Source organism: Flavobacterium limi (assembly GCF_010645075.1).
Lineage (GTDB): Bacteria > Bacteroidota > Bacteroidia > Flavobacteriales > Flavobacteriaceae > Flavobacterium > Flavobacterium limi.
Genome location: NZ_JAADZV010000004.1, coordinates 120418 through 133749, shown reverse-complemented (window position 1 = coordinate 133749; position 13332 = coordinate 120418). Strand labels below are relative to the sequence as shown.

The following is a 13332-nucleotide window of genomic DNA, read 5'->3' as shown; positions in this document are numbered from 1 at the left end:
ATAACTGCGCACTTACTTTTGAATCTTTGCTTTAAAGATTAGAACTCATGAATACAACACTTTTAAACGAAATGATTTCAAAAAACTATGTCAGAGTAAACAAACACCCTGAACATGATTTGTATATTTATAACTATACCCAAAATGCTCAATTTGAGAGAATTTGGAATGAAGTTACGTTGAACTGTCGCGGTCTTATTTTGGATCAAAACGGAAATGTTGTCGCAAGACCATTCACTAAGTTTTTTAATTTGGGAGAAATAGAAAATCAAGTTCTGCCAAAAACAACTTTTGAAGTGTACGACAAAATGGACGGTTCGCTTGGAATTTTGTATTTCATAAACGATGTGCCTTTTATGGCAAGCCGGGGTTCATTTTCAAGCGAACAATCGGATAAAGCGAATGAAATGCTTCACGGAAAATACAAAGATTCGTGGTCGTTTTTGGATCAGTCAAAAACATATTTATTCGAAATTATTTATCCGGAAAACCGAATCGTTTTGGATTACGGCGCTAATGAAGAATTGGTTTTACTGGCCATTATTGATACCCAGACCGGAGAAGAATTTCCGCTAGAAAACATTGGTTTTCCTTTGGTTGAAAAATACGACGGAATAAATGATATTTCGCTTTTAAAAGAGTTGAATATTGCCAACAAAGAAGGTTTCATTATTAAATATGCCGATAACTTTCGGGTAAAAATTAAGTTTGACGAATACTTTCGTTTGCATCGGATTATTACACAAGTTTCCAATCTTAACATTTGGGAATATCTGAAAGACAATCAGTCATTTGATGAAATTCTGGAGCGTGTTCCTGATGAATTTTTCGCTTGGGTAAAACAAACCAAAAGCAATTTAGAAAATAATTATAGAACAATTGAAAATCAATGTAAATTAGATTTCAAGGTTTTAGAATCCAGAAAAGAAACAGCTTTGTATTTTTTAACCTGTAAACATCCAGGTATTTTATTTGCAATGCTTGACGAACGGGATTATTCAGAGATAATCTGGAAAATCATTCGGCCGGCGTTTGAAAAACCGTTTAACAGGGAATAAGAATAAATTTTAATTTAAACTGCGCAAAATAATTGCGCAGTTGCAAAACTATATTTGTGAAAGCAAAACAAAAGCCATGATTATAAAACTTAAATCAGACAATAAATACTTTTTAGATATTCTTTACAAAAATCCAAATACGGATAAAGGTCTTTATTTGAAAGAATTAAAAGACGGAATAGTAATTGGAAACGTAATCAAAGAAAATGAATACCACTGCGTTTTTCTGGACGGTAAAAAAAGTTACCTGCCAGAAGAAGGAAACCAAATCGATTTTCAAAGTTACTGCAGTCCGTTATTGGCTTTAAACATCATGACGGAGTTTTTTAACCATTTGTACAAAGAAAATGAAGTATTAAACGAAACGGTAATTTCCTGGCTGGAAAAAAGTTATAATGAAGTTGATACTGAGAAATGTACGATAGAAGTTCCCACTTTTTTTATTGATACGAATTGGTATAAAAACGGCAGATATCTTTTGTCAAAATACATTGATGGAATTTCGTTAGAACAGAAAATCGGAAATAATTTTGAATTAAAAATAGAAGGAGCAACGGTAAGAGAAGCGGTTCAGAAATTTTCGCTTGTGTCGTTGTTTACCCATTTTACCAACAAATATGCGGTTTACACGTTTATAGACGATTATTTTATCCAGAAGCATATTACGATGTTTACCAATCTTACCGGGATTCCGTATTTTGTGTTTTACCTTTTTATCAAGAGAATTATGCGTTCGCCGGTTCAGTTTGAGAAATTTAGACCACAATTAGAAGCGTATTTTGATAATCAGGTTCAGTTTGTTTTTACCGATACCCATCAATCCAGAAAGGAATTTATCTGCAGTAAAATCAATTTTGATGAACCTGTTTTAGACTTTGGATGTGGCGAATTGCAATACTTTAAGTTATTGAATAAAAAAGGATTCGAGAAAGAATATTATGCATATGATGAAGTTGATTTCAAACCTATTGCAGACAAAATTCAGGAAGCCCAAAGAGCAGAGAATTTATTTTGGGTTGAAAATGTAGAAGAACTTAAGGATTTTGTAGGACAGATCATTTTAAGTGAAGTTATAGAACACAATTCGTTAGAAGAGGCGAAAGCGCTACTAATCTGGATTCGTGACAATACAAATTTTACAACATTATTTGTAACAACGCCAGACAAAGATTTTAATGTAAATTATGAATTGACAGAAGAGTTCAGACATGATGATCACGATTTTGAATTATCAAATAGTGAATTCAGAAATTTGATCGATGAAATTTTTCCAAATCAAAAAACATTTCACGGAGTAGGCGATTGTGTAAAAGGCATTTATCCGACAAGTGCAGTAATCATTCAAAAAAAGTAAAAAAATGTTAGATCATAAAGTTAGAAACAGAATAGAATGGTTTTGTAAAAGTAAGATCAATGATTTTTCGCCAACCATTTCTCCGGCTCCAAAAAGCAAAGCCAAAAACGAAATAGAAAGTATCGAAGAAGCTGTAAATTATTATAGAGCAAAAGGAGTTACCGAATTCGTGGTTCAGAAAAAATATATGGGTTCGTATTGCACAATTTACCTTAAAAGAAATCTTGAAGAAACCTATTTTGTTTCCAGAAATGGTTTCAAAATGGATCATATTGATGTAGAAAAAGCAATAAACAGCTTAAAGGAATTGCATGCAAAAATGCTTTTAACGTTTCCGAATTTCGATACGATTTTAATTGCGTCAGAGTTACTGCCCTGGAAAGTTTTGGGAGCAGGATTAATTGAGAAAGAGTTTACAGGTTATTATGATGCTTTGCAGACACATAACGATTATTTGAAAACTTCTGGATTGCTTGAAAAATTAGAGAGCGTAAAAAATGATACTTTGTTTAGCGAATACATTTCAGACAAAAATAAGTTGAGCAGAAAAGAATTTACCAGCAAACATAAAACGCATATTGTGCGTCAGTATGAAGCTTTGAATTCGGTTAAAATTCCGGATTTGGACAAACAGCAGAAATCATTAGAAGTATTTAAAAATCAGATTGATAATTTTGGCAACGAAGGCGAAATACATTTTAAACCTTTTACGATTTTAAAAGTAGTTGGAGTTTCTGGAGAAGAATCGATTCCGAATAGTAATTTAACTTGCGGATTGGTAAATGACGATGCATTTTTGCATTTAGTGATTACGGATGCAGATAAAGAAGAAAAGGTAAAAGAAATTTATTCTTTTTTCGAAAAGCTGACAGAAGCCAACGAAGAAGGCATTATGATTAAACCGGCTCAGAATTACATTAAAAATGTACCGCCTTGTTTTAAAGTCAGAAACAATAATTATCTGACGATGATTTATGGCGTTAATTTTCATCAGGATTTTGACCATTATTTAGACAAGAGAAACATAAAAAAGAAGCTGGAGCAATCTATAAACGGCTGGGAAATCAACCAAAAAATGCTTCAGATTCCGTACAAAGATTTAGAAGAAGAAAACTATTTGATGCGTTTATTGCTTTTAAAAAGAATCAATAACGAAGAGATTGAAAAAACATTAGATCCACGATTATAAAAATTGCGAAATGAAAAAGATACCAACATTAACGATATTAGTCGGCTGCCCGGCATCAGGAAAAAGTACGTTTGCCGAATGGAAAGTGAGAACTGAAGCCAAAACCATGCGAATTAGTCGTGATGAAATCAGATTTTCGCAATTTCAGGAAGTGATGGATAATTCAGTAGAAAGTATGATTTCTAAGATCATCAATGTTCAGATCAAAACCTTGCTTTCAAATGGCTGGAATGTACTTTTGGATACTTGTAATGTAAAACCGGATTATATCAAACAGCCAATCGCGGATTTTTCTGAAATGGCCAATATCGAGTTCAAAGTATTTGATTTACCGCTTGAAAAACTTTTTATCAGAAATGAAAAAAGAGACCGAAAAGTACCTAAAAAAGTAATCGAAAACATGTACCATCAATTACAGAAAACCAAAGAAAAATTTGATTTTAAACCGATTAAAAAAGTCGAAAAAAACCTGGAATACTGCGATCAAAATCCAGATTTACCAAAAGCAATTATCTGCGATCTTGATGGAACTTTGGCTTTAATGAATGGAAGAAATCCGTTTGATGCCAGCAAATGTGATGAAGACGGAATTAATAATCCGGTAGCAAACGTATTGAAAAACTACAAGAAATTGGGGTACAAAATACTGTTGGTGTCAGGAAGAGAAGACCGATACAAAGAACCGACATTGAAATTCCTTCAAACGCACGAAATTGAATACGATGATTTAATCATGCGTAAAACAAAAGACAGCCGAAAAGATTCGATCATTAAAACCGAAATCTACAACGAGTCCATAAAAGATAAATACTTTGTAGAATTTGTTTTAGATGATAGAAACCAGGTGGTCGATACGTGGAGAAATGATCTGAAATTACCGTGTTTTCAGGTTTATTACGGGGATTTTTAGAAGTTTGATTCAGGTTTTTATTGAAGAGACGCACAGCAGTGCGTTTATGTAAAGATTTTTCATGCAGATTTTACAGATTAAGGCAGATTTTGATTAATTAATAATCTGCGTTCATCTGCTTAAATCTTTTTAAATCTGCGTGAAATTAATAGCATTGAATAAAAAAAAACTCTGCTTCCGATAGCAATCGGGATTACTAGATTAATAATAACAGACCAAAGAATAAAAACTTTGTGTCTTAGCCCTTAGTGGCAAAAAAACAAAACAAATGAAAACATACATAGATATAGGTATCAACCTAACCAACAAACAATTCCAAAACGACATAGACGATGTTGTACAAGACGCGGTAGATGCCGACGTTACCCAAATGATTCTAACCGGAACAAGTGTTAGAAACAGCGAAGAATCGGCTAAAATTGCGAAACAATATCCAGGCGTTTTATACGCAACAGCCGGAATTCATCCGCATGATGCGAAGAGTTTTGACAATCAGAGTATTTCTAAACTTCGCAAATTGTTAGAGCAGAAACAGGTAGTTTCAGTAGGCGAGTGCGGACTCGATTTTGACCGCGATTTTTCGCCTCGAAACAAACAAGAAGAATGTTACAAAGCCCAGTTAGAACTGGCGATTGAAATTCAGAAACCGTTATTTTTGCACGAAAGAGCCGCTTTTAGTTCATTTATGAATATTACAAAAGAGTATTTGCCACAATTGCCAAAAGCCGTTGTGCATTGTTTTACAGGAACTTTGCAGGAAGCTAAAACCTATCTCGATAACGGATTTTATTTAGGTTTTACAGGAGCGATTTCAGACAGCAAACGTTTCGCACATTTAAAAGAAGTCATTCAGTACGTACCGCTCGACAAAATGATGATCGAAACCGATGCGCCGTTTATGCTTCCGAAAAATGTTCCGAACAGCCTTTTAAAGAAATATCACGAGCGAAGATGCGAACCCGCTTTTCTGCCTTACGTTGCGGGAACTATTGCACAGTTTAAAGGAATTGCTTTGGATAAGGTTGCAGAAGAAACGACTAAGAAATCTAAGGATTTTTTCGGAATTTAAAATTCTAAAAGTTTTGTATAGATTTAAAGAAAAAACAGCTATGGAACAAGAAAATGAAGATTTCAAGATACTTACAGATTATATATTGTCAATTAATCTATTCAACGATTTTGATCTTGATTTAATTGATTTTGATTCAATTGAAGATTGGGCAATACAATTTATCAATTTAGGATGTGAGAATGAAGCTCTTTATACCTTAGCTACTTTTTATAAGCCCATTAATCCTGATGAAATTATGCCTTATTTAAAGCGTACTTTTTTAGAACTAAATTTAAAAGAAAAGTATAATGATGAAGCTGAAATATGTTATGCTCGATATCATCTTACCAAAGTTGCAAAAGGAGAAGATGTGAAAAATAATTTCTTCCGTGCTTCAATATTTTGTGATGGAGATGGTCGAAAAACACATCCAGACGAAGAACTTAATTTTGGCGTTCTTAACGAAATTTGGCTTGATATGAAATATGATGCAGATTATTGGTATAGAGGAGTTAATATTAGCAATATTGAACAAAAAGTTATAGAAAAGGCTAAATGGTGGTTAAAAAATAATCCTTTAAAGTAAAAATATTTATAGTTGTTGTGTCTTTCGTTACAAAACAAAAAAATGATTGACGTGGCTTGTCCCATCTGACATTTGATTGATACAAAACATGAATCCAAATCTTCTTTTTAACGAAATAAAAACCATAATTCCCAATCTCAATGCAGATTGGAAACAAAAATATGCTTTGTTTCTAACAGATGAAAATCTGCAGCTTTTTTCAGAAAACCTGATTTTGTTTCACCATCAAAAAGAAGATGTAGCGAGAAAACCCTATTTTAAAGACGAGATAATTGTTTCTATTCAGGATAAAATGTTTTATTTTGAAAATGTTTTGCAAGCTTTTGAGAAAGGTTCAGGTGATTTGAAACCAAACCTGATTAAAATGTTCGAAGAAACACCTTTTGAAATCCTGCTGTTGGTTTTAGGACAACGATTAACATCTGCCAGCCGAAGAAACGAAACGGGAATTCCGCCATTACGAAAAGATCTGATAGAAAGCTGTTTTCTGCCTTATAACAAAGATATTTCGGTTGCGGCAAGAGCGTGGGAAAAACATGTTGGACGAAAAAAAGACAGTATGTTTGGCGAAGCAAAAGGCAATACAAAACAAAAACAGGAAACGGTTGAAAAGCTTGTAAAGTATATCATGGATCATAAAACATGGTGGAACATATTTAGCCATTACAAACACGGTTTGGTGTACGAAGTGCGAATAGAAAATGGTCAGGGATTAAGATGGTCAGCCGATGGAAAGCAATTCATAGGATTTTTAGAAGACTTTTTAGAAGAATAATTATGGAAGAAAGTACAAACTATCCGTTTACCAAATAAAACTCTTCATATTTTGGTCAGAATAGAGACCGGGATAATATATTTGTTTAATTTGCTCAAAAAAAGAGAAATGAAATTCGTAACAAACAGAACCATAATCCTAAAATCATTTATTGCCGCAATAGCCATATTAGGAATTAAAAACTTTGTCTTTAAACACCTTTCTCTTTACGGGCAGGACTTTCACGATTTGATTGAACTGGCTGATATTTCGATTATTTTTACCGGAGCTTTTTTCGTTTTCGGATTACTATTGGCTGCAACCATGACCGATTTTAAAGAAAGTGAAAAAATTCCGGGTGAAATAGCTTCAAATCTCGAAGCAATCAAGGACTGGATTTATCTGGCTTTCAGGGCGCCAAGAACAGGAACTTCTGATTTGTGCAAGGAGGAATTAAACAGCATTTTTTTGCGTGAGCAAATGATTGCGATTACGAATGGCATTGTAGGATGGATCAATTCCAACGAAAAAGATTCGAACGTTATTTTTCCCTTAATCCGGAAATCAAATGAGATTGCGTATTATTTTGCCGAAAGAGGTGTCGATAAAGAAGCCATAAAAGGCATACAGGAAAACACCAATGCGATGCGAAAACAGCTCACGCGTGCCTATTCGATTTCGAGAAACAACTTCATTAAGCCGGCTTATACCTTGCTCCACAGTATTTTGTTTATTGTAATGTCACTGTTGCTGATTACCAAATTCAAAAGCCCCTCAGCCGATTATCTGGTAACATCCGCCATTACGTTTCTGTTTTGCTATTTGTACTTATTGATCAGCGGCCTGGACGATCCTTTTGATATTTTCAACGGAGACACGAATGTCGACTTGAAACCCATTGACCGATTCAGACAACGACTGCTTTCGGATTTTTTGGTTTAAGTTTTTTTATCTAATCTCATTTTTGTCATTTCGACCAGAGGGAGAAATCACACTAGAAACTCCACAAAGGATGTCTACAATCTTTGTCGAATCCCGCGTGCGATTTGCTTTGCCTATTCGCTATCGCTCGGGTCTCCTTGCGTCGAAATGACAAAAGTGAGAATAAAAACTTTGCGGCTCTGCGCCTTTGCGAGACTAATTCAAACACAGAAAAGAAAAAAACTAAAAAAAAATCGCGTGTAACTACTTGCTTTTAAACAGTTCCGTTTATTTACATTTGAACCAGCCATGAAACAAAAAATACTCCAAAAATTAAAAGAAATAGAAAAACAGAAAGACGTAGAAATACTCTTTGCTGTAGAATCCGGAAGCCGTGCCTGGGGATTTGCCTCTCCCGACAGCGACTATGATATCCGTTTTATATACAAACACAAACCCGACTATTATTTATCGCTTTGGGAAAAGCCCGATGTAATCGAATTCATGACTGAAGAAGATCTTGACGGTTCCGGCTGGGATTTACGGAAAGCCGTAAAATTACTAGCAAAATCTAATGCACCTTTGTTAGAATGGATGTATTCGCCGATAGTGTATTTTGAGAACGAAGATTTTGCCAAGCAAATGCGTGAGATAGCCACAGCATGTTTTTCGCCCATAGCGGTTTTGCACCATTATTTGGGAACAACAAAAAACTTTATGGAAGTCTGCAAATTGGAAGAAGTAAAACTAAAAAGTTATTTCTACGCCTTACGCACCGCACTGGCCGGGAAATGGATTATAGAAAACAATACGTTTCCTCCGGTAGCTTTTGCTGAGGTTTTACCAATCGCACCAAAAAACATACAAGAAAAAATAGTGGAATTACAACAAATAAAAGCCAGCCAAAAAGAAACCTACTTACACCCAAAAGAAACTTTGATAACTGATTTTTTATTGGAAACGGTTCAATTTAATCAGGAAAATGCAAGTAATTTGGGAAGCGGGAAGAAGTTGAATGAGGAGTTGGATTTGTTTTTTAGGGGAGAAATTATAAAATAAGTAGTTATGCGAGATTCTTTTGATTTAATTTTAGAAGATACAGAAAAATTTAAAGATTATTTTTTAGGCGAAGAAGAAAAATTTATAACATTTCTTCCAAAATTTAGCTCAATTAATATAATTGTCGGCGCAAATAATAGTGGAAAGAGTAGATTTATTAGGAATTTAATGAATTTTGCAAATTTTATTGCTGTATATGATTTACTAAAAATTAGAAAACTTATTCCTATTTATAACAATGAAGTTGACCAAATTAATCAAAAGGTAGATGAAAGTATAACTTTTAACCAGCTTAAAGCAAATAGTACATATAGCTACGTGAAAAAATTTACAGATAATGTGAAAATTCTTAAGGATAATAAATTAAAAAAAATAGAAATTACTTCATTAAACAATTGTTTGAAGATTATAAACGAAAATATTTTAAAGCTGAATAATATAGACTATTTAGGTATTGAAAATGATTACTTACTTAGTTTTGACGAAATAGATGAATATTTTTTAAAAGAATATATTGATATTAAAAGATATTATATTCCTACCCTAAGATCAGCTCATTCCTTATTCCATTTTGACTTAGAAGCAAATAAATATTCTAAGATTGAGAATGATGTTTTTTTACAGACTCTTAATAATTATTACATATTAGATAAGATAGATGTAGAAGTTTTCACAGGAATTCATTTGTATAAGGAGATTCTTAATACAAGAAACTCAAAAAGAGAAATTAGACAATCTTTTGAGAGATTTGAAGATTTTATAGGTAAATATTTTTTTGATAATAAAAAAATTGATATCGTTGCTGAGTTTAATAAAGATGAAAGCTTAAAAGGGAATAATAATTTAGAAAATATTAGTGTTCATATCGAAGGCGAAAAAGACACAAGAGATTTATTTAGATTAGGAGATGGCATACAAGCTATAATTATTTTAATGTATAAGATCTTTATGGCTGAAGACAATTCATTTATTTTTATTGATGAACCTGAATTAAATCTTCATCCAGGGATGCAAAGATTATTTTTAGAACAGATAACCAATAATGAAGATTTAAAAAAGAAAAATCTAACATATATAATTACTACTCATTCAAATCACTTTTTAGATTTGACTATTGAAAAAGATAATGTTTCGATTTATTCATTTTCTCCAAAAAATAATGAATTAAATGACAAACAGTTTACTATAAAAAATGTAAATAGAGGAGATAATTCATTGCTTAAAGAATTAGGTGTAAATAACTCTTCAGTTTTTATGGCAAATTGTAGCCTTTGGGTTGAAGGAATTTCAGATAGAAACTATATAAAAGCATTTTTAAAATCTTATTGTGATTCAAATAGAAAATCTTATCCAAAAGAAGACATAGATTTTGCATTTTTTGAGTATGCAGGTTCTAATATTGATCATTATATTTTTGAAGATAAAGTAGAGGAGGAAGATATTGAGATGATTTTAAGGGACATAAAAGCCTTAGCAATCAGTAACAGAATTTTTCTTTTAGCAGATTCTGATGCATCTAAGCAAAGCAGTAAAAAAGGGATTAGATTAAAAAAATTAGAAGAAGCTAAAACAGATAATTTTATTCCTAAAGTTGTTTGGGATATTAGAGAAGTAGAAAATCTTTTAACTAATGAAATGTGGAAAGAAATTCTAATTGATTTTTGCAATAAAACGTTAGTTAAATCTCATAAAGATGAAATTTTAGTAAAAATTGACGAAGCATTATCAGAAGTTAATTATTCAAATTTTAAGAAAAAATATGTTGGAGAATTTCTAGAAGAAATAAGAAATAGAATGGGAAAGATTTCTTCAACGTTTATACTTAATCAATCTGGTTATGAAGTAAAATCAGAATCTTTTGGTACAATTATAAATAAACGAGAATTAAGTGAGCTAGTTTTTAATAAAAATTTTTCATGGGAAATCTTATCTATGAATAAAGAGATTGAAGAATTAACAATCGAAATTTACGATTTCATTACACAAAAATGATGACCATCCAAACCCTAAAATCCCAAAACCTAATCCTTTTCGAAGTCATTTCAGGAAGTAAATCTTTTGGGTTAAGTACGCCAACATCAGATACCGATATCAAAGGCGTTTATTATCTTCCTAAAGAGAAATTCTTTGGGTTAGATTATATTCCGCAGATTGCGAATGAAACCAATGATGAGGTGTATTATGAGATTGGTCGTTTTGTAGAATTATCGATCAAGAATAATCCGAATATATTGGAGATTCTGGCTTCGCCGGAAGATTGTATTTTGTACAAACATCCGTTAATGGAAAACCTGAAAATAGAAGATTTTCTATCAAAACTCTGCAAAGATTCTTTTGCTGGTTATGCCGTCACGCAGATCAAAAAGGCGAGAGGATTAAACAAGAAAATTGTAAATCCGCTTCCAAAAGAAAAGAAAAGTCTTTTGGATTTTTGTTATGTTTTAGAAGGTTATAAAACGGTTTCGGTTTTAGAATTTTTGGCAAATAATATAAAGCAGGAACAGATTGGTTTGGTCGATTTGCCCAATTCAAAAGGAATGTTTGCTATGTTTTACGATTATGAAAATACTTTGGGTTATAAAGGCATCATTCAGAAAGAAAATTCCAATGAAGTTTCGCTTTCATCGATTCCTAAAAACGAAAAAATCATTGGTTATTTATCCTGTAATCAGGATGGTTATTCCAAATACTGCAAAGAATACACAGAATACTGGAACTGGATTGAAAAACGCAACGAAGACCGTTACAATACCAATCAACAGCACGGAAAAAATTACGACAGTAAGAACATGATGCACACGATTCGGTTGTTGCAAACGGCAGAACAGATTCTTTCAACCGGAAAATTAAATATCAGGGTTTCCAATCGGGAAGAATTATTAGACATCAAATCCGGAAACAGAGAATACGATGATTTACTGGAAATGGCAGATAATCTAATCGCTTCAATCGAAAATCAGTATCAAACATCGACCCTGTCGGAAAAACCGGATGAGGCAAAAGCCATTCAGACTTTGATCAAAATTAGGGAAGAATTATATCAGTAAATAATCCTTATCTTTGAACTTTAAATTTTCATGAAACATGAACTACAAAATATCATTTCAGGAAAGAGCCAGGTTAGGCATGGAGATTCTATCCAAACAATCTCCCGTTACCTTAGAAAAAGCAAGAGCCCAGGCGGAACGTTTGAGTCAGTCAAGCAAATCAAAAGTGAAGAAACAGCGTTAATAAAACAGTTTTGTGACCGAAATAGCTTTTGGATTACAGAAATCAATATCAACGCTTTTATTTCTTCAGGTGCCGAACAAAAAGTTTATCTTCAAAACAGACATAAAGTAATCAAACTCAATGATAGTGTTTACTATGAATCCTGGGATGATTACTTTAATATTTATTACTAAACAATTTTTTCTTCGCAGATACCGCTTATCAATTAGTTGGATTTTATCAACAAGAAGATATTCTATATGCTGTAGTCGAACAGAAGTTTGTAGAATCAAATAATGATACACAACTAGAAAATGTAAAGCAATTTTTAAAGTCGAATGGTTTTAGTAATACAAGGAATAACGATTATTTTAATTCGGATTTAGGTATTATCTTAGAAGATCTTCATGATGAAAATGTTCTGACTTTTGATGGAAATCTATTCTTTATCGATACAGTTTTCTATATAACTGAACAATTCTATAAACCATAAAAATCCTTTAGATAATAAAACGCTACCAATAAAAACCCAAACCCTGCCAATACCAATTGACGGGGTTCTTTTTTTCCATCAAATCGTACTTTTAATTCGTGAGATTTTTTAATGTATATGAGACATTATTTTAATAAAAAATTCCTGTAAAATTCTTATTTTACACCTTCAAAATAAAAGCCAATAATGAATATCAGCATTTCAGTTAAACAATTAGGGAAAAAACATCCGCTTCTTCAGGAAAAGAGTATCGCTTTACCCATAGATAATCCTCTAATTACCATACAAAAACTCATAGAATCGGTTGTTGAGTATCAGGTACAATTATTCCATGCTTCTTCATTTGAGTTTGAAGACGAAGACAAAATCCATCTTCCCAAAGAAAATTACCTTCCTATCTTAACGGATACCGGAAAAGTGGGTTTCGGCGCACTTTACAACCACAACAAAGTCGATCTGGCAAAAGCACAGGAAACCGCCCTTCAGGCTTTCGAAGACGGAATGTATGCCATTTTCTACGGCGATGATCAGCTGGAAACGCTAACAGAGCAAATCGATTTATCTCAAAATAAAACGCTCACTTTTATCAGGCTGACCTTTTTGGCAGGAAGCTACTGGTAATTAAGTTTGTAAAATGTAAAATGTTAATTGTAAAATGTAAAATGTAAAATGTGAAATGTGAAATGTGAAATGTGAAATGAAATTGAGGGCTTTTTACAAATCATCTCACAAATCACATCTCACGTT

The 13332-nt window shown here is 32.7% G+C and carries 13 protein-coding genes and 1 pseudogene; all 14 read left to right on the top strand.

Going from position 1 to position 13332, the window contains the following annotated elements:
• Positions 1–47: 47 nt before the first annotated feature.
• The 14 genes and pseudogenes from GXM16_RS10010 to GXM16_RS09950 all read left to right on the top strand — a co-directional run bounded on the left by GXM16_RS10010 (position 48) and on the right by GXM16_RS09950 (position 13206).
• Positions 48–1058 carry an RNA ligase gene (locus GXM16_RS10010; RefSeq protein WP_163394237.1) on the top strand — a complete coding sequence of 337 codons (1011 nt, stop codon included), beginning with the start codon at positions 48–50 and terminating at the stop codon, positions 1056–1058.
• A gap of 76 nt (positions 1059–1134) precedes the next feature.
• Positions 1135–2412 (top strand): class I SAM-dependent methyltransferase, encoded by a 1278-nt coding sequence (locus GXM16_RS10005; RefSeq protein ID WP_163394236.1) that lies wholly within the window; start codon positions 1135–1137, stop codon positions 2410–2412.
• Between the two features lie 4 nt (positions 2413–2416).
• On the top strand, positions 2417–3601 hold the full coding sequence (locus tag GXM16_RS10000; RefSeq protein ID WP_163394235.1) for a DNA ligase-like domain-containing protein: 1185 nt from the start codon (positions 2417–2419) through the stop codon (positions 3599–3601).
• Between the two features lie 10 nt (positions 3602–3611).
• A complete protein-coding gene (locus GXM16_RS09995; protein ID WP_163394234.1) occupies positions 3612–4511 on the top strand; it encodes a phosphatase domain-containing protein in 900 nt (299 codons plus the stop codon).
• A 268-nt stretch (positions 4512–4779) separates the two neighbouring features.
• Positions 4780–5580 (top strand): TatD family hydrolase, encoded by an 801-nt coding sequence (locus tag GXM16_RS09990; RefSeq protein WP_163394233.1) that lies wholly within the window; start codon positions 4780–4782, stop codon positions 5578–5580.
• Between the two features lie 40 nt (positions 5581–5620).
• Entirely contained in the window at positions 5621–6148 is a 528-nt protein-coding gene (locus tag GXM16_RS09985) for a hypothetical protein (RefSeq protein ID WP_163394232.1), read from the top strand.
• A gap of 88 nt (positions 6149–6236) precedes the next feature.
• Positions 6237–6923 carry a hypothetical protein gene (locus GXM16_RS09980; RefSeq protein WP_163394231.1) on the top strand — a complete coding sequence of 229 codons (687 nt, stop codon included), beginning with the start codon at positions 6237–6239 and terminating at the stop codon, positions 6921–6923.
• 108 nt (positions 6924–7031) lie between these two features.
• Entirely contained in the window at positions 7032–7844 is an 813-nt protein-coding gene (locus GXM16_RS09975) for a hypothetical protein (RefSeq protein WP_163394230.1), read from the top strand.
• A 288-nt stretch (positions 7845–8132) separates the two neighbouring features.
• The gene (locus tag GXM16_RS09970; RefSeq protein ID WP_163394229.1) at positions 8133–8882 is read left to right on the top strand and encodes a nucleotidyltransferase domain-containing protein; all 750 of its coding nucleotides are present in this window, start codon (positions 8133–8135) and stop codon (positions 8880–8882) included.
• Between the two features lie 6 nt (positions 8883–8888).
• Positions 8889–10874, top strand: a complete 1986-nt coding sequence (locus GXM16_RS09965; protein ID WP_163394228.1) for an AAA family ATPase — start codon at positions 8889–8891, stop codon at positions 10872–10874.
• A complete protein-coding gene (locus GXM16_RS09960; RefSeq protein WP_163394555.1) occupies positions 10874–11929 on the top strand; it encodes a DNA polymerase beta superfamily protein in 1056 nt (351 codons plus the stop codon). The genes GXM16_RS09965 and GXM16_RS09960 overlap by 1 nt, the downstream gene beginning before the upstream one ends.
• A gap of 30 nt (positions 11930–11959) precedes the next feature.
• Positions 11960–12286, top strand: coding sequence for a putative polyvalent protein kinase domain-containing protein (locus tag GXM16_RS23000; RefSeq protein WP_262892352.1), 327 nt, complete (start codon positions 11960–11962; stop codon positions 12284–12286).
• A gap of 50 nt (positions 12287–12336) precedes the next feature.
• Positions 12337–12585: pseudogene (locus GXM16_RS22995) on the top strand (putative polyvalent protein kinase domain-containing protein); the annotation flags it as partial.
• Positions 12586–12771: 186 nt separating this feature from the next.
• Positions 12772–13206, top strand: a complete 435-nt coding sequence (locus GXM16_RS09950; RefSeq protein ID WP_163394227.1) for a hypothetical protein — start codon at positions 12772–12774, stop codon at positions 13204–13206.
• Positions 13207–13332 lie beyond the last annotated feature (126 nt).